14 protein-coding genes and 2 tRNA genes are annotated in these 24,208 nt (G+C 47.5%); all 16 read right to left on the reverse strand.

What is annotated here, in order from left to right; all coding sequences use genetic code 11:
- Positions 1 to 1,041 precede the first annotated feature (1,041 nt).
- On the reverse strand, positions 1,042 to 2,217 hold the full coding sequence (locus M3G15_RS12680) for an SAVED domain-containing protein (protein ID WP_260071129.1): 1,176 nt from the start codon (positions 2,215 to 2,217) through the stop codon (positions 1,042 to 1,044).
- Positions 2,186 to 2,881, reverse strand: coding sequence for a ubiquitin-conjugating enzyme family protein (locus M3G15_RS12685; RefSeq protein WP_260071130.1), 696 nt, complete (start codon positions 2,879 to 2,881; stop codon positions 2,186 to 2,188). The genes M3G15_RS12680 and M3G15_RS12685 overlap by 32 nt, the downstream gene beginning before the upstream one ends.
- Before the next feature lie 4 nt (positions 2,882 to 2,885).
- On the reverse strand, positions 2,886 to 4,145 hold the full coding sequence (locus M3G15_RS12690) for a nucleotidyltransferase domain-containing protein (protein ID WP_260071131.1): 1,260 nt from the start codon (positions 4,143 to 4,145) through the stop codon (positions 2,886 to 2,888).
- A gap of 156 nt (positions 4,146 to 4,301) precedes the next feature.
- Positions 4,302 to 7,439 carry a type I restriction endonuclease subunit R gene (locus M3G15_RS12695; RefSeq protein ID WP_260071132.1) on the reverse strand — a complete coding sequence of 1,046 codons (3,138 nt, stop codon included), beginning with the start codon at positions 7,437 to 7,439 and terminating at the stop codon, positions 4,302 to 4,304.
- Between the two features lie 18 nt (positions 7,440 to 7,457).
- Positions 7,458 to 8,792: a restriction endonuclease subunit S gene (locus tag M3G15_RS12700; RefSeq protein ID WP_260071133.1), complete on the reverse strand. Its 1,335-nt coding sequence runs from the start codon at positions 8,790 to 8,792 to the stop codon at positions 7,458 to 7,460.
- Positions 8,782 to 10,305, reverse strand: coding sequence for a class I SAM-dependent DNA methyltransferase (locus tag M3G15_RS12705; RefSeq protein ID WP_260071134.1), 1,524 nt, complete (start codon positions 10,303 to 10,305; stop codon positions 8,782 to 8,784). Before M3G15_RS12705 ends, M3G15_RS12700 begins: the two co-directional genes overlap by 11 nt.
- A gap of 16 nt (positions 10,306 to 10,321) precedes the next feature.
- Positions 10,322 to 11,830: a restriction endonuclease subunit S gene (locus tag M3G15_RS12710; protein WP_260071135.1), complete on the reverse strand. Its 1,509-nt coding sequence runs from the start codon at positions 11,828 to 11,830 to the stop codon at positions 10,322 to 10,324.
- A 676-nt stretch (positions 11,831 to 12,506) separates the two neighbouring features.
- Positions 12,507 to 14,339: a glutamine--fructose-6-phosphate transaminase (isomerizing) gene (glmS, locus tag M3G15_RS12715; RefSeq protein ID WP_036646334.1), complete on the reverse strand. Its 1,833-nt coding sequence runs from the start codon at positions 14,337 to 14,339 to the stop codon at positions 12,507 to 12,509.
- Positions 14,340 to 15,355: 1,016 nt separating this feature from the next.
- A complete protein-coding gene (gene glmM / locus M3G15_RS12720) occupies positions 15,356 to 16,696 on the reverse strand; it encodes a phosphoglucosamine mutase (protein ID WP_260071136.1) in 1,341 nt (446 codons plus the stop codon).
- A 101-nt stretch (positions 16,697 to 16,797) separates the two neighbouring features.
- Positions 16,798 to 18,186, reverse strand: coding sequence for a CdaR family protein (locus M3G15_RS12725; RefSeq protein WP_260071137.1), 1,389 nt, complete (start codon positions 18,184 to 18,186; stop codon positions 16,798 to 16,800).
- A complete protein-coding gene (cdaA, locus tag M3G15_RS12730; protein WP_009226540.1) occupies positions 18,179 to 19,009 on the reverse strand; it encodes a diadenylate cyclase CdaA in 831 nt (276 codons plus the stop codon). Before cdaA ends, M3G15_RS12725 begins: the two co-directional genes overlap by 8 nt.
- A gap of 252 nt (positions 19,010 to 19,261) precedes the next feature.
- Positions 19,262 to 19,882, reverse strand: coding sequence for a zf-HC2 domain-containing protein (locus M3G15_RS12735; protein WP_260071138.1), 621 nt, complete (start codon positions 19,880 to 19,882; stop codon positions 19,262 to 19,264).
- A 143-nt stretch (positions 19,883 to 20,025) separates the two neighbouring features.
- Positions 20,026 to 20,601, reverse strand: a complete 576-nt coding sequence (gene sigW, locus M3G15_RS12740) for an RNA polymerase sigma factor SigW (protein WP_260071139.1) — start codon at positions 20,599 to 20,601, stop codon at positions 20,026 to 20,028.
- A gap of 274 nt (positions 20,602 to 20,875) precedes the next feature.
- Positions 20,876 to 23,677, reverse strand: a complete 2,802-nt coding sequence (gene ppc, locus M3G15_RS12745; RefSeq protein ID WP_260071140.1) for a phosphoenolpyruvate carboxylase — start codon at positions 23,675 to 23,677, stop codon at positions 20,876 to 20,878.
- Between the two features lie 335 nt (positions 23,678 to 24,012).
- A tRNA-Gly gene (locus tag M3G15_RS12750) sits at positions 24,013 to 24,086 on the reverse strand.
- A gap of 12 nt (positions 24,087 to 24,098) precedes the next feature.
- Positions 24,099 to 24,175 (reverse strand) — tRNA-Pro (locus M3G15_RS12755).
- Positions 24,176 to 24,208 lie beyond the last annotated feature (33 nt).

A 24,208-nucleotide genomic window follows, 5' to 3' on the forward strand; every position in this document is an offset into this window, starting at 1 on the left:
TATAAAACCCTATTAGTTATTTTGTCGATGTTGGTCAATAAATCGGACTCATCCAAATCTTGAAAAATGATAGCAACTCGAATTTCATCATTAAATGGATCCTCAGCATTGACGAATGTAGAAAGTGGTATAGATTGATACGGCAATTGCTTTTCATTAAATATTTCTACAAAGGTATTCACAGTTTCATTTGTTGCATTGAATACCGAAAATCCCTACCTCTGTTGGAGATAATCTCAAAAACAATATTCTTTAATTGCTTTTGAACGTGTTTATTATTTTCGGTGGATACTTTCCCTTCACCCAATTCCCAATAGTTCAACAACCAGCCGATTTCAAAAATTACAATTTAAAACCCTACTATGTCCCCATTCATTAAAGTTTAACGCTCCCACCCTCCCACTCTAATCCCCGCAATTCCGCTCCCCAAAAGGCTTCTCAGCCCTTCCCCCAATTCCCGCTCCTACAATTCCTGCACGCCATGTTTGACTGAAAATCGGGGGAAATCATCGAGAATAACACCCGTCAAAATCACAAATCGAACCGTAAAAGTTTGACGGAAGAGCAGGAGGTATCGCAGGTAGAAACATTGGGATTAGGTTTGATAGGGTACAGAGGAAAATAAGAATTAAACCAGGTCTGGCAAGGCTTTATGGGGATATTGATCGAGAAAAAGATCGAGGAAGAGATCGGATTGAAAAAGAAAAAGCCGAGTGAAATCAGGAGGAAATACCTGAAATCAGCTCGGCTTGTCGTCATACTTTATAAGCTTTGTGCAGAGTTTATATGGTGGGCGTTAGAGTTTGTTTGATGTTGACAAAAATTTGTTCGAAGAAAATAAAGTATTAGACTGGAATAGTTGATTTGGCGCGGTTTTTGATTTTGAACTTCGTCAACTTTTGAGAAATAAGTTTTAGACTGTGTTGGAATTCCTTAAGATCAAAAAATGAAAATAGAAAAATAAATTTTTAGACTCTTATTTTGCTTTCACGCCATAATCAGTTTATGGAATAAAATTATTACTAAGGTAGACTTAAAAAATCAACCGCGCATGTATCCAACCTGTGCGTATTCCTTTCCGGTACCACTGTCAATGCCTACGCTTAATGTGTGTTTAAATCCTCCGAGTTGGCGATTTTCATCATATATACATAACGGTAAGTCAGCCTTAGGCATCCATATTCGACCTAATTCAACTGCAGCCGACACAGGCATAGCTGGGAACACATGCAACATATTATCATGTCCGTGAACAGCCTTTATTTTATCGAGTAATCGTCTCATTATTTCCCTAAACATAGATAACTGTTGCTTACTCTTCATAAAATCATTATGAGGAGTTTGTATAGTCACAGTCCATACAGAGGTTTCAGACCCCAAAACTTTAAAGATACGGGTATTGTCGATGGTTGCACTCAAAGACAGATTTAATGCTGCAACTTGGTGAATTTCATCTGGTTCATTTATTATGTATTTGAAATCCGCGGGATCTTCCTGCCATACCCAGTCCGCAGGTTCACGATGTAACTGATAGACATCAGCAGGACAAATATCAGAAATTAATGTCCCTAACTCGATAAGTAACGGCTGAGGAGCCAATGCAAACACTGAAAGATGACAAATATCTCCTAGAGCAATTCTACGTTTTACTTTATCGGAAAACTGCCTCCTCAATTGTTCTCGTTCTACAACCCAAAATAATTCATCTCCATCATGAATGGAACTATTACCTAAACTGATCTCAATTGCGGGTTTTTCAGCAGGGTATCTTATCGATAACATTGCAGGAGTAGTTCTATCCCAATTTAACGGGAAGCTATGTTGACCAATATTAGAACCGTATAGTAATACATGACTTTGCATGTTATCCAGAATAGATGTTACGAGTTGTATTCTTTGCTCATGTTTTCTTTTCATTTCACGGAGTCTTTCAACAGGATGTCCTTCAACATCCTCTCTATCGATAAGTCTATGGTGTTTATCACACATTAACATGAGATTTGAAATATCTTTTTCCAGTTGTTCGGAAAGAATTGCATCCCCTCGTGGACCATTTGGACTATCTGCGATTATGTGGGCAATATATGCACCATTGAATTCATGTTGAGTAAGAGTATCCAACCACAACGGTTCATTACAACCTTCATATTGACATCGCCCTGCCGCTAAACCCCATAACCGAATTTTAACTTTTTCGGGAATATTGGTTACTGACACTCCTATCCCTTCCTTTTCGAATTACACTAGAGCATTGGTTCAAGTCAAACATAAATTCGTCCTTACTTTGATAATTCATTAAATCAAGAAGCTGGCTCCCATGGCAGTTTCTCTGTCTTTTTTTGCTTCCACATGGACAATCATGATGCCCCCTATATTTCCCTCTTGCTAGAATGTTTAATAAACCCAATACAATTTTGCTATCCGAAACACCGAAAAGTTCTTTATAACTCTCAACAATACCTAATGAACCATGGGAAAGCTCACCGTATGGCAATTTTCCATACTTTTCATAGAATGAAGAAGAATAAAGGAAAGGAATGATTAGTTTCTGAACATAGTTCAGCAAACTACCTTTGAATTTCATACGCACTTCTAATGGTGAACCCAAACATAATGTTCCATCGGGATTGGTATGAAATGTTCTTGGAATCCTTCCGTCACACTCTGTCGTTGTTGGCGGTTTATTAGGGTAGTCAGTTGGAATGTGGATTTTTATATTATAGCAATCAACAATTGGACAAGTTCCATAAAGTGTAGCAGAAAATGGGAGTGACCCTTTTATGCAAATACTCCCATCTTCTTCTATAAGCTGTAAGCCTTTATGAACCTTGAATAATTCAAGTGATTGAACTTCAATATTATCGCTAAGATTGTACTCCATAAAATTAATAACTCCATGGTTTACTCGGATTATCAATATCTATATGAGGTATTCCAGCATTTGCTGCGGCAATTTCCGACATTGATAACCAAACACCTTGCGTTGCTTTAGAAACAATCCTTTCACCGAATCTTTGTTCAAGCGTTTTTGTAATCTTACCAACATCAGAAAGTTGAAGAATGTCAACTAAGTCTTCCTTAACCCAGGTAATCCATTGAAAAAACGCTTTAGCTTTCCGATTACCTTTTTCGTGCCAACGATCAGCAAAATTTTCTGCTGGATTAACAGGGTTAGGAATTATCCAATACCCATCCTTGTTTCTATTTATTAGTTGAAGCATTGATATATCTCCGCTGAACTTAATTCCTGGATTAAGAAGTTGTTCTAACGTAGATAGCTTTTCAACGATATTTTTAATGGTTGAATATAAATCCATTTCATGTTGGTATGCTCTTGCAGATAAAGTAGTAATTATCATAGAAATAGGCTTATCCGCTTCCCATTCGTGACCAGCAAATCGAACATCACGATGACGTTTTAAAATCTGAATGGCCCTCTGTAAAGGTGTCTTGACTAGTTGGTCTGGAACCTCATCTATTTGATTGAATATTGCTTTGTTGTTCTCGAAAATATATTGTTTTTGTACTATTTTCATCTTTTCAAATACTGGCCTCTTGATTGTTTCGAACCATTCAGCGTACCCGTTTGGGTTACTAGATGACCATGAATAAACATTTTCTCTTTCTCTATTCGTAATCGATATCGACTTTTTGGCTATATCTCCCGGAATGCCATGCCCAATTAATTCAGCAATCAGGTCAACAGATTCGGGAACGGAAGGCAATATATCAAGATGAAATCCTATACCGTCTTGTTCTGCATAATTTAATGTCCAGCAACGCTTCTTTTCTTTATCAAGCATCTTTTGATACATAGCGTTTTCCTTTATTCTCTCGCCGATAGACTTTTTTAATGATGCAGGGGTTGTACTAGACTTTTTCAGTGGTATTTCACACACTAAGTCAATATCGTAATCTGACTCCGCTCCTTCTTTTAGTGGTCTAACTACAGTACCAAGTCTAAAAGAGCCTTGAGTATAAATGTGAAGTTCACCCTGAACACCATCATACTCTCCGTCCGCAATCCAATTACCCACCGAAGTATATCGCTGAACGGCTTGTTGATATTTGCTGGGTGATATATCAAGTTCCGCTGCTAAATTTTCTAAAACTTTATTATAATTTTGTCTAAGTTCAACTGTCACAATATTCATCTCCTTTAATGTAGTCATTACCCAAAAAACAGGAACACACATTCTCATTCCAAATATATCAAATAATAATTCTCCTAACACCAAAGATATTCATGAATATTAAAAGGCATAGCCCCATTGACTCACGTTGCTACGCCTTGTTGTAAGTTAATATTTAAACTCTTCCGTCTCCGCCTGCGCCATCAATTCAGCTTGCTGGAGCACCAGATCAATGGCCATTTTCTCCAGATCCGGCGGGTAACCGTACTTCTTCAACAGCCGCTTGACGGTAATCCGCATTTGCGCCCGTACATTCTCGCGAAGCGTCCAGTCGACTTTAATGTTGCTTTTAATCGCTTGGGTCAGTTCATGTGCGATCTGCTTCAGCATCAGATCGCCCATCAGTTCTTTGGCCGATTCGTTCGAAGCTAAAGCTTCATAAAAAGCCAGTTCTTCTTTGACCAGACCGAGATCTTCGCCACGCTTGACAGCCTCGTTCATTTCTTTGGCCATTTGAATCAGTTCTTCGATGACCTGAGTCGTCTCAATGGTACGGTTGTTGTATTTCCGGATCGCTTCCTCCAGCATCTCAGAAAATTTCTTCGATTGCACAATACTGGTCCGAGAAACGGCCCTCACTTTACCTTGAAGCAACCTACGGAGAAGTTCCACCGCCAGATTCTTCTGCTTCAACCCGCGCACATGTTCCAGAAACTCATCCGATAGAATCGCGATGTTCGGTTTCTGCAAACCTACAGCTTCCAAGATATCGACCACTTCATCGGATACGACCGATTTCGAAATGAGCTGATTCAACTCGGCGTCGAGCTCTTTCGTCGTTTTCTTCCTATTCTCATCAGTTATCAACTTAATAATACCAGATTTTACCGCCTTGAAGAAGCTAATTTCGAGATTAACTTCCTCAGCTGCGGGAGTCGTCGCGCAAAGCGAGAAGGCTCTTGCTAATTCCGTCGTCCAATTTAGGAAGTTCCGCTTGCTCTCTTCACCCAATCCAAGTACGTAATCGACCGTCTCAACAATGGCCTTCATCCGTTCGGATGCTTTCTCCGAAGCAAATTTGCTGTAGTCATACCCATGAAGCAATTCACGGATAAGTTGCAGTTTTTCCAGCATAAAGTCAACGGCTTGGTCCGTGTCGATGCCGGCAGTTTTGCGGTCGTTTTCCGTATATTGTTGCAGCGCCGATTTCAGCAAATCCGCTATTCCGATGTAATCGACGATCAAACCACCCGGCTTGTCGCGGAATACCCGATTCACACGGGCGATCGCCTGCATCAGGTTATGGCCTTTCATCGGCTTGTCGATATACATCGTATTCATGCTCGGCACGTCAAACCCGGTCAGCCACATGTCACGGACAATGACGATCTGAAGCGGATCGTTCACATCTTTCATACGTTTCGCAAGATGTTCACGGCGCCGCTTGTTGCCGATAAACGGTTGCCACTCCTCCGGATCGCTGGAACTACCGGTCATGACGATCTTGATCTTGCCTTCATTGTCGTCATCACTATGCCAATCCGGTCGAAGAGCAACAATCGCTTTGTACATATCGATGGCAATCCGCCTCGACATCACAACGATCATCGCTTTGCCGAAGCCGGCTTTCTGCCGCTGCTCGAAATGTTCGACAACATCCTGAGCGACTTTCTTAACCCGCTTCTCCGTACCGGCCAACGCTTCTAGCCGAGCCCAACGCGACTTCAAACGCTCCCGCTGCGTATATTCCTGATACTCCGTAATTTCCTCATACTCGCTGTCGATGACTGGGCGCTCCGCCTCCGACAACTCCAGGCGGGCAATTCGACTTTCGTAATAGATTTTGACCGTCGTTCCGTCTTCTACAGCTCGGGTCATATCGTAAATATCGATGTAGTCACCGAAAACAGCAGGCGTATTTTTATCTGTCAATTCAACCGGCGTTCCGGTAAAGCCAATATAAGAAGCGTTCGGCAACGCATCGCGCATATACTTGGCGTAGCCATACTTAATGGCCGCTTCGTCTTCCCCGGCAACCATTTCCGCCTGAAACCCGTACTGGCTGCGATGCGCCTCGTCTGCGATCACGATCACATTGCGGCGTTCCGTAAGTACAGGATACTTGTCTTCATTTTCATCAGGAGTGAACTTGTGAACCGTTGTGAAAATGATCCCGCCCGACTCCACCGACAAAAGCTCACGCAAATGAGTCCGATTTTCCGCTTGCTGAGGCGTTTGCCTGAGCAAGTCCTTCGACTTGCTGAACGTGCTGAACAACTGATCGTCCAGATCGTTCCGGTCCGTCACCACGACGATCGTCGGGTTGTTCAGCGTCAGAACAAGTTTTCCCGCGTAGAAAACCATGGACAAGCTTTTACCGGAGCCTTGCGTATGCCAGATGACGCCGATTTTGCGATCCCCTTCGTCCATCGTCGCACGTTCCGTACTTGCAATTGCCTTGTTGGTGGCATGGTATTGGTGGTATCCCGCCAATATTTTGAACAGATGCTCCCCATCGGTCTGAAACAGCACGAAATGCTTGATAATGTCGAGCAACCGACTTTTCTCGAACATCCCTTTCACAAGCACTTCAAGCTGGGGCAGGGAGGAGGGCGCCACGTCATCGCCGTCGATCGTGCGCCACATCATAAACCGATCTTCATTGGCGGTCAACGTGCCTACCCGCGCATTCACACCGTCACTGATGACCAGGAACGAGTTGTACGTGAACAGGGACGGTATCGCTCCTTTATACGTCTGCATCTGATTGTAGGCATCGCTGATCCCGACTTCTTCGTTGGAGGCGCTTTTCAATTCAAATACGGCGATCGGCAATCCATTTACGAACACGACGATATCCGGGCGCTTCTCTCCCTGATTTTCAACAACGGTAAACTGGTTGACGACCAGAAAGTCGTTGTTGTCGATCCGGTCCGGGTCGGTGTCGAACAGCCATACTTTCTCTGTCGGATATTCGCCGTTGGCGGCTTGATACTGCACATCGATTCCATCGGTAATCATCTTCTGGAACGCCTTGTTATTGATCAACAAGCTGGGACTGCGCGGCACTTCAACGACCCGAATCGCTTCCTCGATGGCTTCGCGCGGCACATGCTTGTTGATGCGAATAAGCGCCTCGCGCAGCCGGTCTTTCAGGATGACGTCATGGTAAAATTGCCGTTCGGGGTACTCCCCTTCGGGAGAAATATCCGGACCGTAAGCTTTCTCGTAGTTCAGTTCTTCGAACCATTCCAGCGCGGCCTGCTCTAGGTCGCTTTCGGTATAGGATGTGGTATAGTAGGCCATCGTTGCACCTCCTTTATGTTAGGGTTGGTATATTGCACTGCTTTCCGCAGCCATTGGCAGATCGGGAGCGCTGTGATCCTGCTCGACAGGGACGCGGATCTCGCCAGACATGAGTTTGGGGAGAAGGGTGTCGCGGACTCTTTCCAAATAAAACGATTCTACCGAAAGTTGGATCATTTTATCGACAATTGGTTTAAATATATCTGTTGCTTTTTGGTAGTTATTTGGGTCCGGTATAAGTACCTTAGCTTCTTTAAGGTCATTACGTTTTATATGTCCCATCGTGGTTGCTTTATCACTTGCAATACGTCTAAATCTTTCAATGTGATGCTTAGTCCAATAATAATAGAACCATTTATCATAATTTTTCGATGTAACCTTAAACAAGTGCTGATTTAATCCACCGATTCCGCCACACCACAGTTTTATATCCAAAGTTCCTGACCAAGAAAAAAGTACATCGCCATTATTTACAATATACTTCTTATCAATATTCGGACTTGCTTTATCACTATCACTATTAGTTCTACCTTGATTCAGTTCTCTAATCTTTATAACTGGAATGAACTGCTCCCCATCAGGCCTATACTTTTGCATTGCTAATCCGTTTAGGTAATCAGCGATTCCATCCAAGCAATCCAATTTCCAACCCCTCGGAATCAACCCCAACTCACTTTCCTCAAACTCGCCGCCGCTTGACTTATACGGTTCGCCGTTTTCATTTGGAAACTCGAAGTCCACAAACCACCGCTTAAAAATGGCTTGGGCCATTTCTTCAAGGTTTTTGTTGATGGCGTTGTTGAGTTCGATTTTATCGTCCAATGCGTTTAAAATATCTACGATTCGCTGTTGTTCATCAAGAGCTGGAAGAGGTATTTCTATATTCTTTAAGGAAGTCACTGGACGTGAAATCGCAGGGACCCCCGTAGTTGAAGTGTTCATCAACAAAGCATGTTGACCTATGTTAGACTTAAAAAAATAATAAACAAAGAGAGGATTCACCTTCTTTGTATTACATGTCAGTTTCATTTGACTTTGGGAAACGACATACCTTCTATACTTTGAATTAAAAGGGATTATTCCAACCTGCCCTAAAGTACCTCTGTGAGTGAACACTAAGTCCCCAGGGAAAGCATTACTGGATTTAAGTTCATCCGCTTTTTCCTCAGTTATATATACATATTCCTCTTCATATAGCTTCCCTTTAGAAAGATTTATACCTCTGATAACAGGAACGCCCCTAGCTACAAAGTTTTCTGTTTTAATATTTGAACCGAATGGTCCCATTGCTATTGCATTAGAGATATCTGCTTTAATTTCGTCTACCTTCTTGATTTTCCACTCAAAACTCAAACCCAATCCCCCCAAGCCGCTTGCGAATTTCATCCTCTAGTTGCCGGGACTTGGCGAACTGCTCCGCCAGCTCCGATGTCAGCCGTGCCATTTTATCCTCGAACGGTTCTCCGTCTTCTTCCACATCTTCGATGCCTACATAACGCCCAGGTGTCAGGATATACTCGTGCTCTTGTACCTCTGCAAGTTTCGCCGCTTTGCAGAAACCTTTCACATCTTCATACTGTCCAGCATCCATCTGTCCCCACCATGCGTGGTACGTATCGGCGATCTTCCGGATATCCTCCGTACTCAACTCGCGATGTGTCCGATCCACCATATGGCCCATTTTGCGAGCATCGATAAACAGGATTTCACCACGGCGGTCCCGAAAGCCCTTTGGCGCTTTATTTTTGGCAATGAACCAGAGACAAACCGGAATTTGCGTAGAGTAGAACAACTGCCCCGGCAAGGTGACGATGCAATCCACCAAATCGGCGTTAACGAGCTTGCTGCGAATCTCAAACTCCGCCGTCGTACTTGTCGACATGGAGCCGTTCGCAAGTACAAAGCCTGCAACACCGCTGGGCGCAAGCTTGTTCACGATATGCTGAATCCACGCATAGTTGGCATTCCCAGCGGGAGGTACCCCATACGCCCAACGAGCGTCTTCTGTCAGTCGTTCGCCGCCCCAATCGCTGATATTGAATGGCGGATTCGCCAGGATGTAATCGGCCTTCAGGTTTTTATGTAAATCATTGTGAAACGTGTCCGCATGATGCTCTCCAAGATTGCCGTCGATGCCGCGAATAGCGAGGTTCATTTTGCACAACTTCCACGTTGTTGGATTCGACTCTTGCCCATACACCGCGATATCGCCGATGCGTCCCTGATGTTCCTCTACAAACTTCTCACTCTGCACGAACATGCCGCCGGACCCGCAGCAGGGGTCGTATACGCGGCCCTTGAACGGCTGAATCATCTCGACGAGCAGGCGCACAACGCTGTTCGGGGTGTAGAATTCGCCACCATTCTTGCCTTCCGCGCTAGCAAATTTGCTAAGGAAGTACTCATATACCCGACCCAAAACATCCTTCGAGCGGCTCTCTTCATCGCCGACCTTGAACGAGAACAAATCGATCACTTCGCCAAGACGAGTTTTATCCAGCGCCGGCCTAGCGTAATCTTTCGGCAGCACGCCTTTCAGCGACGGGTTTTCCTTCTCGATGGCAATCATTGCATTATCAATGATCTGCCCGATTTCCGGCTTCTTCGCATTATCCTTGATATGGCTCCAGCGCGCCTCCTTCGGCACCCAGAAAATGTTCGCCGCCACGTATTCATCCCGGTCTTCCGGATCGGCATACGGTTCATTTTTAAGCGCTTCGTACTTCTCTTCAAATGCATCCGACACATATTTCAAAAATAGCAAGCCGAGCGCAACATGCTTATACTCCGCTGCATCCATGCTGCCGCGCAGCTTATCGGCCATGCTCCATAATTTTTCCTCGAATCCAATGTTCGCTGTTGCCATGATCCTAAATTCCTCCTCAGTAGAGTTGCTCGTATAACTGGCTCTTCACTTGTTCCCAGCGGTTCGCCGCTTCTCGGACAACTTCTTTATATCGTTCTTTCTCCCGGATATATTGCTGTACTAATTCTTGCTGTTTTTCTTCCGGTACCAGGGGCAATTCCAATTCCGCCACATCCGCCGGGTTCAGATTCATTACAGTCGTCCCCCGCTGGAAGCTTTGAATAAGGGCTGTTCCAACAGGGCTTTCCAGAAACATTTTGGCAAAATGGCTCTTGATTGCCGACTTGAATCGGATCACGATCATATTCGATGAGGCGATGACCACCCCTTCGGTCTTCGGAAACACAGCCAGCTTGATCACGGTGCCGCGGCATGTCATAACCAGATCGCCTGGGAGAATCTCGTAACGCTTCACTTTCCGCTCTTCCTCGTCAATCGTTTCAAGCTGATCCAATAGCACTTCGCCGTCATCCAGATTGGATATATTCAGCACCTTAATGTTCCCAGGCTTTAGATCCTGCTTAAGAATCGATTTTCCCCGAAAAATTTCTGCCACATCGCGCAACTTCACTTTCGGGGTTGCCGCCTGCTGAAACGAACGAAGTATATCCTGATCTTCATCCAGCAGCAGTTCGATTCGCCAATGATCCAGCTCTCGGAACCGATCCGGATGGATGGTAATCTCCCGTTCCCCCACAAGCTTTGACTTCTCCATATGGAGTCGCCCGAGGATCACCTCTTTCACAGGCACTTTGCCGAAGTCAACCTGATAGGTCTTGATAGAAGTGTAGGGACGAAACAAGCCGTCCGGAAGCGAATAGATCGTTTGCACCGGCGCCTGTTCATTCATTTTCTTCCGCCAGCTGGCGATCGCGCCGGATTGAAACAGCATCCGTGCAGGAAAGGTCACGCTCAATCTCCCGCCGTCTTGCAAGAGTGGAAGGAGGTAGCTGGCCGCTGCGCCTTCGGATTCCCGAACCGCGACATCGTCATCGTTCATCTTCATACCAAAATTCGGCATCGCCAGGATCGCTTCGAATTGATGTTCTGCAGGCAACGGTTGATAAATGGACCCTTGAACGATGCGGATATTGGAATAGGGCTCGAAATACGTTTTGAACAATCTGCCGATGATGTAGTTTTCCGTTAACAATGTGATTGTCCATGGTCGATGGTAACATTTCGTTTCGATAAGTCCTTTGATATACTTTTCAGCTTCTGCAAACAGGATGTTCGTGCAACCATGTCGCTCACACTGATCGACAAACCGCTCGACGATTCCCGGATGGACGACAATGCTCCCTGTAACACGATCTTGTTGGATGGTTAGCATGGCGTATTCCAACAAGTCCATATCCTTGCCTGCATGGTATAATTTATAAAATAAATCCCGATCGCCGGGAAAATGGCCTAATTCTTTGTCTAAGGCTCGTTCCTTCATCCACTGAAACAGCTTCTCAGGTTCTGTCATTAGCTCCGTTTCGGCCAACTGTTGCTGTTCCAGAAGTTGTTGCGTCCGTTTCACTCGAATGGCCTCGCGAAGCAACTGATCACGTGTTGATATATCATGGAGCAGACAGATATTCCAGAACGATTCAATCAATTTATCACCTTCTTTCAAGATAAAAGTTAGGTTACTTCCTTATTTTATAATCGAGAAATTTATAACAAGAAGATTCGGGATTAGTCCCTTTTGATCAACATAACTTCTACCCAAATACTACCACGGATAAATCGAGTATTTCAATACTAAATTCAGTTCAGTATTCACCGGGAATTTGATTGAATTTTTTATTGGCTCTGGACATTTTTAATTTACAGATTACGGGATATTTTCGTTAAGATTGCATCGTAAAAAACTACGAAAAATCCGAGAAACTCTTTGCCGCACTTAGTTTTGTATCTTCTCGTCTTAAATTCCGGTTTCATCACGAGTGATAAGAATCATAGTGGATTAACATGCGAAAACCAGTGAAATGATGAATTCGGATAATGGTGTTGTTGGAAAACTGGAGAAAATTAATAAACAAGGGATTAGCTAGGGATCACAGCAACAAAAATGAAAAAAGCCGAGGAAAACTCAGGAGTGACTCTGAGTTTCCTAGGCTTTTTGATACCGACTCCATAATCTTTAGATCGACTTCACAATCCTTGTGGCGACTTTAATTACTTGTTATAGATAGCACCAATTTTATTTCCTCTTACTCCACCGTCACGCTCTTCGCCAAGTTCCGTGGCTTGTCGACGTCGTTGCCGCGAGCCAGGGAAGCGTAGTAAGCGAGCAATTGGAGCGGTACGACCGACAGGGCTGGTGTTAGCAGCGGCAGCGTCTTCGGAATGGACAGCGCTTGGTCAACCGACTTCAGCAGGTCAGGCACATGCTCCTCGTGCGTGATCGCCATGACTTCTGCGCCACGCGCTTTTACTTCCTTGATGTTGCTGACGGTTTTCTCCAGCACAGATTCCTGGGTTGCCAGCGCAATCACCGGAACGCCTTCTTCGATTAAGGCCAGGGTGCCGTGCTTCAACTCACCGGCAGCGTACGCTTCAGAGTGAATGTAGGAAATTTCCTTCAGCTTCAGCGAACCTTCCTGCACGACGGAATAGTCGAGACCGCGACCGATAAAGAACAGATGCTCATTGCTAGCAATTTGCTCCGCATAAGCCTTCACCACATCGGCCTGAGCCAGCATGCTTTCCACCTGCTCCGGCAGCGACTGCATGGCCGCAATCACATGAGCCACTTGATCTTCGCTTTGCGTACCGCGAACCTGAGCCATGTACAGAGCAAGCAGGTAAAAGGCAATCAACTGGGACGTATACGCCTTCGTCGAAGCGACGGCGATTTCCGGACCAGCGAGCGTAGCGATCACATCGTCTGCATCGCGGGCAATCGAGCTGCCAACCACGTTGGTGATCGCCAGCACATGGGCACCGTTTGCTTGCGCTTCACGCAGTGCTGCCAGCGTATCGGCCGTTTCGCCCGATTGGCTGACAACGATCACGAGCGTATCCGGCGTAATCAACGGCGAGCGGTAACGGTATTCCGAAGCGACGTCCGTCATCACCGGAATGCGTACGAGTTGCTCGATCGCCGTCCCGCCGACCAGACCGGCGTTATAAGCCGTACCGCAAGCAACGATATGAATCGCTCTCAGGCTGCGGATCTTCTCGTCCGTCAGTTTCAAGCCAGGCAACACGACTTTGCGTCCGCTTTCGTCGATGCGGCCCAGCATCGTGTCCCGGTAGGCCTTCGGCTGCTCGTGGATCTCTTTCAGCATGAAATGATCGAACCCGCCTTTTTCCGCGGTGACAGCGTCCCAATCGACACGAATCATTTCCCGAGAAATAAAATTCCCTTCGATGGTCATCAGTTCGACAGAATCCTTCGTCAGCACCGCCATCTCGCCATCGTTCAAAATATAGACGTTCCGCGTGTAATTCAACAACGCAGGAATGTCGGAGCCGATAAAGTTCTCGCCTTCGCCAAGACCAATGATCAACGGGCTAGCTTGACGGACAGCCACCAGTTTGTCAGGTTCATACTCCGTCAGCACCCCAAGTGCAAAAGCGCCGCGCATATAGCTGATCGCCTTCTGAACCGCCTTCACGATATCGCCTTGATACTCGCGAGCGACCAGATGGGAAATGACCTCCGTATCCGTTTCAGAAACAAAGACATACCCTTGACTGATCAGCTCTTCCTTCAATTCCAGATAGTTTTCGACGATCCCATTATGCACGACAGAAAATTTCTGGGTATGATCGGTATGCGGATGAGAATTCACGTCAGACGGTTTGCCGTGCGTAGCCCAACGGGTGTGACCAATCCCGGCCGAACCCTTGAGCGGTGCATCCTCCAGCTTGGATTCCAGGTTCGCCAGACGGCCGAGCGATTTTGCAATCTTCAGCCCCTCCGACGTAAACACAGCAATCCCTGCGGAGTCGTACCCGCGATACTCCAGTTTCTTTAATCCCTCAAGCAACACCGACTGCGTATCCCGATTCCCAATGTATCCAACAATACCACACATAATCATTTATCCTCCGTTTCATTCTTACAAGATGGTTTTTTGGCCGTAAGAAATGAAACACGGAAGAAGCCTTACGCGGTACACCGAGACAGAACTATTCAATTGTAAAAAAATATATCCAACCAATCATCAACAGATTGATCATCACTCAAACGTTACGCAACTTTCATTCATTTTTTCACGAATGTCCAGATTGCTCCGTCTACCGCGGCTCTTTCCGCGTCACTTGCTTACGTACATTCATGAACGATCTATGAATGTGATTATCCATCTGCCCGCACGGTTTGTGGGAAAGGTCGCCCCATCCTTTTGCCGATACGGTTACGGTGCGATGCAGCACCGGGAGGCCCCCGCCGAACATTCCGAACACCTCCACCTCGTCAACTTCGCTTTGCCGTACGCTTGAACCGATAATAACGCCTCAAGGATTCACCGTTGTCGCTGCAAGCCAGCCTTCCGCCCCTGCTTCTCAACAACGTTCCCTTGATCGCGCCGATTTCCTAAATCGGTCCAAACGAAACGCGCACAATGAAGTTCTGGCGCTTAAAATCCGGTAAACCTAACTACCCTCACTTTCTCTGCTCGAATATGCTTAATTATATGCACCTTCACACGATTTGGCAATGATCATCTTGTCCTGATTCGTCGAACCGTGTTTTTTACCCTATTGGCCTAGAAAAAAACGGGAATTCCTTCTCCCGTCGAGCTTGTCCCCCTGTACCCTAATGGAACTTAAGGCTCTAATGTCCCTTATTCGCCCTTCATTTCCCTTTTCGCCCGACACTTTGCACCATGATCCCTTTCCGTTCAGATCTGGGTGAATACGCACCCGAATGAGGCATTTAATGCCCTTAAGTTGCACCTGCTTTTCACCTCTCCTCAACCTGATGCAACCGGATAATCGTCAAAAAGAGAGCCAAACAGACGCCCTCTCCCTAGCAAAAACCGCCCGACAGGCATCCTCACCCGTCCGGCGGTTCTCAAAGTCCTATATCATGAACCAAACAATCAGGTCGTTACACCAACTGCTTCTCTACAACCTCTACAATTTGCGCGACCAGCTTCTCCAGCTCCGCTTTCTCCGGCCCTTCGGCCATAACGCGGATGAGGGATTCCGTTCCCGACGGCCGAACCAGCACGCGCCCGTTATCGCCCAATTCTTGCTCTACTTCCGCAATCGCTTCAGCAATCACAGCGTTACCCGCGAACTTGCTCTTGTCCTGTACGCGAACGTTCACCAACACCTGCGGATACTGCTTCATGACCTTCTTCAGCTCGCTAAGCGGCTTGCCGGAAGCCAGCATCGTATCGACCAGCTGAATCGCCGTCAAAATGCCATCCCCGGTTGTATTGTAGTCCAGGAAAATCACGTGACCGGACTGCTCCCCGCCCAGATTGTAGCCGCCGCGCAGCATTTCCGCCATAACATAGCGGTCGCCTACTGCGGTTTGCTGGGTAGCCAGCCCCAATTTCTTGGCCGCTTTATAGAAGCCAAAATTACTCATCACTGTCGAGACAACCGTGCTGTCTTTCAGCTTACCGGCTTTGTTCATCGCATCGCCGCAGATGCACAGGATATAGTCGCCGTCCACTTCTTGACCTAGCTCGTCAATCGCAATCAACCGGTCCGCGTCGCCGTCGAACGCAAGCCCTACATGAGCGCCAAGTCGAACGACTTCTTCCTTCAGCCGCTCCGGATGCGTGGATCCGCAATGATCGTTAATGTTGAGCCCGTTAGGCTCAGCTGCCAGCGTATGCACTTCGGCTCCCAGCTCGCGGAACAATCTTGGTGCCAGCTCATAGGCCGCCCCGTTCGCGCAATCCAGCACCACCTTCAGCCCTTTAAACGAGGAGTTGATCGTCGTTTTCAAGTGCTCAAGGTACTTCAGCTTCGATTCATTGTCCACCGTCACGGTCCCCAAGTCGCCGCCGATCGGCCGCGGTAACTCGTCGACAGCCTTGTCGAGCAGTTCTTCGATTTGCAGCTCCGTTTCATCCGACAGCTTAAAGCCGTCACTGCCGAAGAACTTAATCCCGTTATCCTCCACCGGATTGTGGGATGCGGAAATCATGACGCCCGCGTCCGCTTTAAGCAAGCGAGTGAGATAAGCAACCGCAGGTGTCGTCACGACGCCAAGTCGAATTACTTCGGCGCCAATCGACAACAGCCCCGCCACCAACGCAGACTCCAGCATTACGCCGGAAATACGCGTATCCATACCAATGACAACCTTGGGCTTAGGTACCTGCCCTGCAAGCACATAACCGCCGCAGCGGCCGATCTGGTAAGCCAGTTCTGCTGTTAATTCTTTATTCGCAATTCCTCTTACGCCATCCGTTCCAAAATACTTCCCCATGATTTCACTCCTTCAACTGTTTGCCAGTACCGCACCGTTCTCCTCATCTCCCAGGAGGCGTCTGACCGGTCTATGTTCGTCGTTGTCTGCTTATGTTCATGTTACGTGCCATTACCGTTCCCTGAGGTATCGTCGTCTGTCGCATTGCTTCCATCCTCTTGATGAGATGGCGATCCATGCGATGATCCATTACCGGCTGGGCTTTGTGTACCGTCTGACGGATTTGGATGCTCCACAGGAACACCGGAGGTTGGATTTCCTTTCTCCGTCAGCTCCACGTCCACGGACAATGAAGTGTTCGGGTCGGCCAGAGCCACACCCTCCGGCAATTTAATCTCAATCGGGATCGTATGCGTCCCCGCCCCCAGATGTGCGAGATCAGCGGTCAACTGAATGTTCTCCGGCTGGAGCGCGTCCAACACCACGCTGGCCCCAATCACTGTCAGACTCAAGCTCGGCTCAGTTGGCCGGATCCACTTGACATCGTACATGGATCCGACATTTTTCAACGTGATCGGGATGTCGTCCAGCTGCTTCTGTCCTCCGGGCATTACATGCAATGTGATCGTGGCAGAGCTCGGCTCGATTTTCTCAAAACCTTTTGGAGGAGTCAAGTCCACCGAGTATTTAGTCTCATTCGAACCGTTATAACGGCTTAGATCCACCGTCAACGGATAGGAGGATATACCCTCCAACGCTTCCTTTGTACCGTATAGAACGACTCCCTCTACGTCAATATCCACATCGGTTAAGACGTATCCGGAAGGTAATTGCCCGGTTTTGCGTATTTCGATCGGCACATTTTTGTATAGCTTATTGATTGGGATGTCTACAACCACGGAACTAGGTGAAATCTTCGCATTCTCCATGGGCATCCCTTGCTTATCATATGCTGTCAGTTTGACGCTTTTGCCTTTAACGGATTCCTTCAGTCCCGTCACATCCACCGTACCTTCGACTTTGCTCAGCTCCTGCGCCTCACTCGCCGGCAGGGTCACATCAACGGTGCCGCTCCCGGCAACAATTGGCGTCCCAAGCACTAAACCGTCGGCCGGCTCCCCTTTCGTGACAATGGTCACGGGAATCGTCCGGGTTTCCTTCGCTTCAATCGTTACCTTTACGATGGAGGGTTCCATGGAGACCAGTTGGACCCCAGGAGGAAGCTCATGGGTTAAAGGAAGGGTAAATGTCCCAGGTCCCAGATTTTCCAGATTTAGCCTCGCCTTATAATCCGAGAAATTCGTCGTCAAATCGATCCGTTTCCCCTTCACTTCCATACGCACGGTGCTGGGATCCAGATCGTACAAAACGTATTTGTCCTCGTCAAATCCGGTCACTTCGATTTTGACGTTGTCGATGTAACGCGACTGCGCCAAGGTAGTGGAGTCTACGGGAGTCCCGCTGTCCAAATGAACCATCGCCCACAACATGATACTAAACACCAGCGCAAGGACCTTGGCAAAATTGTTGTGAGTTAGCCATTTATCCATTTTTGTCGGCCTCCTTCCGTCTACGGAACGGGCTGCGCTTATCTTGGGTGCGCGAGTTCGGACCTAATTCCGCATACAGCTTGGAAATCAACGACTCCTCGTTAATGTCCCTGACGACCTGACCGTCAATCGCAAGCGAAATTTGTCCCGTCTCCTCCGATACGACGATCGAGACAGCATCTCCGACCTCACTAATTCCGATCGCTGCCCGGTGCCTTGTACCCAACTCCTTACTGATGAACGGATTCTCCGACAGCGGCAAATAACAGGCGGCCGCAGAGATCCGGTGGCCTTGAATAATCACGGCTCCATCATGAAGCGGCGTATTTGGGATAAAGATGTTGATCAGCAGCTGCGAAGAAATAATCGACTGCATCGGAATTCCCGATTCGGTATATTCATTTAACCCCGTATCGCGTTCAAACACGATCAGAGCCCCAATCTTCCGGCGCGATAAATAATTCACGGCTTTAATAATTTCACCGATCTCTTTGCCAAACTCTTCCTCGTCCGCGCTGTTTCGCCCGAACAGCTTGCCCCGGCCAAGCTGCTCCAGCGCACGTCTAAGCTCCGGTTGGAAAATAATGAAGATCGCCAGCACGCCAAACGTAAACATTTGATTCATCAGCCATTTCAGCGTATACAAGTCGAACCAGGTACTTACGGCCCAAATAAAGACCAGAACTAAAATTCCCTTGAGCAACTGAACGGCCCGTGTTCCGCGGACAAGCAAAATCAAGTGATATATTATATAGGTAACAATTAGGATATCGATGACATCCTTAATGGTATCCTGCCAAGTCAAATTCGCAAAATAGTTCATGCTGCGACCCCCGGAAAGTTCCTTGCGGACGTTTGGCCCGCCAACAAGGAAACAATATGTACAGCTTCATTCACGCCTGTCTCTATAAGTTTCCCCTAAATACTAGGTTATAACGTTCACATGTCAGATGCAAGCGTCCAGCAAAAATAGGTTCATTTCGTAACGATTGCAAATTTTTACCTGGTCCCAAAAAATAAAAAAAGCGCCAATTCCCGATGGAAGGGCGCCCAAAAACTCATTATCGCCTTACGATCACCTAGAGGCGACTTCCGTAAACGTATTAATGATCCGGTACCAGATCCAGTCCAGCGCTTGATCGATCTGTTTAACTTCGCCCGAAATATGCGCCGTGGAGGCTTGGTAATAGGAGCCATCAATTACGGTTAGGTTGCCTTGAACTTCACCATAGATTTCGGCTTTCCCGTTCTCAATGGTCAAGTTCCCGGCAATCACGGCGTCACTTGGTACCGTGACCGTATCGCCCTGAATGATGACCTGATCCAGACCCGCTCCTTTTACGACCAGCTGATCGTCGCTATCCCAAAGCGATACCGCGCTGAATAACATCACCAGCAAGAACATTGCTGCCGCTGTCAACGCCGGATGGCGTCTGATCCACTGGATCCATGCCTGCTGTTTGGGTTGACTTGGAATCTGACTGATGATCCGGTTCACCAGTTCATCGGGAGCCGAGATGTTGCTATGCTGCTTGATGGTGGCAAACAACATCATTTCGGTTCGTTCCAATTCCCTGAATTCCTTGAGGCAATCCGGACACTCGTCTAGATGCTGCTTCAGCTGTTCGGCTTGGTCGCGGCTTAATTCGCCGTCCAGATAATCATGCATCAAAGATGAGGCATGTTTGCATTCCATATCAGCCAATCCTTTCAGTAGTATCAATCTATGCGAAATGCGGAAGGCACGGCTAAGATCATAGTCGTCCTACATCCTACCTTACAATACGTAATGCTACAGAATTCGTTTCAAAAAATAATTCCCCGGGCGGAGCCCAAATTTCAGAGCATTTTATGCTCCAGTTTTTTACGTAAAAATTCGCGTCCGCGGTGAACCCGCGTCTTCACCGTGGTCACCGGCATATCCAAAACTTCGCTGATCTCCTGCAGCGACAGTTCCTGCAAATAACGGAGCACGATCACCGACTTATATTTGGCAGGCAAGCCTTCGATCGCTTGATGAATCGTTAGCTGCGTTTCCGACAGCAAGTATTCCGTTTCCGGTGTCCGTTCATCCCCAGGAATCAGAGTGTATCCGTCCAAGCCATCCTGATCGTTCATCTCCGCGTCCAAGTAATAACTTGGCTTCCGCTTACGCAGTCGGTCAATACACAAGTTCGTCGCGATCCGGTAAATCCAGGTTGAGAACTTCTGTTTATCGTCGTAGCGGTTCCAGTGTTTATGTACCCTTAAGAACGTCTCCTGCACGACATCTTCCGCTTCGTGCCGGTTGGACAGCATCCGGTATCCGAGATGATAAAGCTTATCCTTATATAGATCAACAAGTTCGGCGAAGGCTTCCTGATCCCCTTTACGGGCCAGCTTCACCAGTCTTGCATCGAAATGTTCCACCACCATATTTTCCCCCAAATCGGTTGGAAGGGCTCAGGTACTTGTACCCTGCCTGTCCGGCTATTCGTCCCTTGGTCTAAGGCAATGTAATAGGTCGTCCTTGATCCGAATCCTGACCATTAAATCCTTGAAAGGGTACTTCCAGTCGTCGGCACTTCATTCAAATGTTAAAGCAACTTATCCCAAAATGCAATACATCCAGCCAAGCCAACAGCAAAAAAGCCGGACCTTCTTATGAAGAAGGTCTGGCTTGGCATCCCTATCCTGAGCCAATAATGGATCAGCCCGTATTCCGGAGTCCGGCAGCAATTCCGTTAATTGTAAGCAGCACTTCACGTAACAGTTCGGCATCATCCTGCCCTTTTTCACGCGCAGACCGCAATTCCGTTAACAGCTGCACCTGTAAATAGCTCAGCGGATCAACATAAGGATTACGCAATCGGATTGATTCTTGCAGGCCAGGAAGGTTGTCGAAAATTTCTGAAATCCCGCAAATCTTCAGCACCATTTCCCGCGTCAAATGGAATTCCTCTTCAATTTGACCCAGGATCCGCTCCCTCACTTCATCATCCTTGCACATCTTGGCGTATTCCTTCGCGATGACCAAGTCCGCTTTACTCAACGCAAATTGCAAGGTATCGATCACCGTGCGGAAGAACGAGAAGTTCTGATACATATCCTGAAGAACCTTGAGGTTCTCTTCATTATTTTGATAGAAATTATACAGGCCGGTTCCAGCCGCATACCATGCCGGGAACAAATACCGGCTTTGCGTCCAGGCAAACACCCAAGGAATTGCCCGCAAATCCTCAAACCGATCACTGTTCTTCCGCTTGGATGGACGGGAGCCGATATTCAGCTCACCCACTTCGACCAATGGCGTTGACTCACGGAAGAACTTCAAGAAATCCGGCTCTCGGAAAACCAGGTCCTGATATTTCTGAAGCGATGTCTCGGAAATGCCGCTCATGATCTCTTCCCAGCGTTGTTCTTCTGCGCTTGGCCCTTGATCTTGATGCAGCTTCGCTTGAATCGCTGCGGTGATCAGCGCCGAAGTCGCCTGCTCCAAGCTGCGGTACGCGATACCACGCAAGGAATAACGTGACGAGATCACTTCGCCTTGCTCCGTGATCTTGATACCCCCGCCGATCGTCTCCGGCGGTTGCACGAGGATGCTGCGGTTGAGCGGCATGCCGCCGCGGCCAAGCGCGCCACCGCGCCCGTGGAAGAATTTCAGCTTAATGCCAAATTCATTGGCCGTCGCTGTGATTTGTTTCAAGGCTACGCGCAGCTCCCAGTTTGCTGTAACTACGCCGCCGTCTTTGTTACTGTCGGAGTAGCCGAGCATAATTTCCTGGAGATCGTTCATCGCCGCCACCGACTCCCGGTAAATCGGCATGCTGAACAACTGACGCATAATGCCTGGTGCGGCGTGCAGATCGTCGATCGTTTCGAACAGCGGAACCGATTGAAGCGTGCAAACGACGGTACCGTCCGCTTCTTTACGGAACAAGCCTACTTCTTTCGAGAAGACCATGACCTCAAGGATATCGCTGGCCGCCTCTGTCATACTAATCAGGTAACTGGTGATACACTGTGTGCCGTATTCTTTTTGCGCCTGATACACCGTACGATATACGTCCAGACATTCTCTTGTGCTCTCCGAGTAATCCTGATAAGGAGAAGTTAATGGACGCGGGTCGTTTAACAACCGTTCCAACAGTTGAATCTTCTCTTGCTCCTCCAGCTCGGCATAGTTCTCCACAATATTCATTTTCGCCAAAATTTCCGTCATGGCGTTCTCATGCTCTTTACTGTGCTGACGGATATCCAGCGTGGCAGTATGGAAGCCAAACAGCTCCGCCTGACGGATCAGCTTCTTGATATGCGTATCCGCCACATAGTCTGCGTAGTGATGACGCAAGCTGCGGTCGATGATTTCCAAATCCTGGATAAATGCCTCTACGTTTGGATAACGCTCTGGCGTATCCTTTGTGCTATCATCCAGAACATTGTGCAGCTTCTCCGTCATATACGTCAGCTTAATACGGTAAGGTTCCTTCTCGTTGTTCCATTGCTGCGTTTTGCGCAGGGTCACTTGCAGGCGATCCCGCTGAATGGAAGCCATCAGCTCGTCCGTAACGTCCACGATGGTGGTGCTGAAGCTAAGGTGCTTGAACAAATCGGACAAAATCCGCTGATATTCGCGCACCGCCAGTTTACGTTGCATCCGCAACGTCTCCCAGGTCACGTCGGAGGTTACCGAAGGATTTCCGTCCCGGTCGCCGCCGATCCACGAGCCGAAGCGCAAGTACGTTGGGACGTGCCAGTAGTGCTCTGGATAGTATTTGGTCAGGCAGCGTTCCAGTTCTTGATAAACCTCAGGCAGCACATGGAATAAGGTTTCGTGAAAATAGTACATCCCATTTCGGACCTCATCCAGTACGGTAGGCTTGCGATCCCGCAATTCATCGGTCTGCCAAAGGGTAATGACCTCGTTAAGCAGCTTCTCCCGCAATTGCTCCCGTTCGCGGAAGGTCAGCGTGGGGTTATCCAACTGCATGACATCGTCAGCGATCCGTTTGTGGATGTCCAGAATCGCACGGCGCATCGCTTCCGTTGGGTGGGCGGTCATGACCAGCTCCAGAGACATGCCGCTCAGGAGCTCCTGAGCTTCGCTATAACTAAAACCCTGTTCCTTCAAATCGCGGACAGCGGCCTCGATCGTACCGCTCTGAACCTCTTCCCCTGCAGAACGCTCATAATCGCGTTTACGGCGAATGCGGTGGTTCTGCTCCGCAATATTCACTAATTGGAAATAGATCGCAAATGCACGAATCACCTGATGACGGATGCCGGGTTCTAAAGAATTGATCATTCCCTTAAACTCTTCATGTAACTCCGGTAAAAATACAGCCCGCAGGGATTTACTGGCTTCACGTATCTTCTCGACAATATCCAAGAGCTCATTGCCGCCCTGATGCACCAGGACCTCTCCTAGAATATTGCCCAAAAAACGAATGTCGCGCCGAAGCAGGTTATTCGAGTTGCCTTTACCTGCGGTAACCGTTAACTCTGTCATGTTTCTCCCCCTTTTCATCCCAATGCAGCATGCTAAATTCAGCATGGTCATGATCTTTGTCGGTTAGACCTAATGACGTGCGCCAAGCGTTTCCTAACATCATACAACAAACTGACCTGAAAATCTTCACTTAATTTGTAAGAAATTCTTGGACGCTATGACTGCGGATTCGATTCCGTCGCAACTTTACTTACCTTAACACGGTAAAGCAGTAAAACGCAAGGGTATAAGGCGTCGATAGAAAACTTTTATACCCGGGAGGAAGGCCGCAATGGTAATAAGGTTAAAATTATAACAAAAAACATCATCTTATCCGATGATGTTGCTGTTATGTATGGAGCGGGTGATGGGAATCGAACCCACGCTACCAGCTTGGAAGGCTGGAGTTCTACCATTGAACTACACCCGCACCTTAAAGAGATGGTCGGGATGACACGATTCGAACATGCGACCCCCTGGTCCCAAACCAGGTGCTCTACCAAGCTGAGCTACATCCCGTCAATAAGGTGAAATATGAAATTGAAAAAGTGG

It is taken from the genome of Paenibacillus sp. p3-SID1389 (assembly GCF_025151705.1).
In the GTDB taxonomy this organism is placed as follows: domain Bacteria; phylum Bacillota; class Bacilli; order Paenibacillales; family Paenibacillaceae; genus Fontibacillus; species Fontibacillus phoenicis.

Excerpts from the sequence above, each read along its gene's own strand:
- M3G15_RS12685 (WP_260071130.1), bottom strand. The coding sequence starts at position 2,881 with ATGGAGTACAATCTTAGCGATAATATTGAAGTTCAATCACTTGAATTA.
- M3G15_RS12695 (WP_260071132.1), bottom strand. The coding sequence starts at position 7,439 with ATGGCCTACTATACCACATCCTATACCGAAAGCGACCTAGAGCAGGCC.
- M3G15_RS12705 (WP_260071134.1), bottom strand. The coding sequence starts at position 10,305 with ATGGCAACAGCGAACATTGGATTCGAGGAAAAATTATGGAGCATGGCC.
- glmS (WP_036646334.1), bottom strand. The coding sequence starts at position 14,339 with ATGTGTGGTATTGTTGGATACATTGGGAATCGGGATACGCAGTCGGTG.
- glmM (WP_260071136.1), bottom strand. The coding sequence starts at position 16,696 with ATGGGGAAGTATTTTGGAACGGATGGCGTAAGAGGAATTGCGAATAAA.
- M3G15_RS12725 (WP_260071137.1), bottom strand. The coding sequence starts at position 18,186 with ATGGATAAATGGCTAACTCACAACAATTTTGCCAAGGTCCTTGCGCTG.
- cdaA (WP_009226540.1), bottom strand. The coding sequence starts at position 19,009 with ATGAACTATTTTGCGAATTTGACTTGGCAGGATACCATTAAGGATGTC.
- M3G15_RS12735 (WP_260071138.1), bottom strand. The coding sequence starts at position 19,882 with ATGGAATGCAAACATGCCTCATCTTTGATGCATGATTATCTGGACGGC.
- sigW (WP_260071139.1), bottom strand. The coding sequence starts at position 20,601 with ATGGTGGTGGAACATTTCGATGCAAGACTGGTGAAGCTGGCCCGTAAA.
- ppc (WP_260071140.1), bottom strand. The coding sequence starts at position 23,677 with ATGACAGAGTTAACGGTTACCGCAGGTAAAGGCAACTCGAATAACCTG.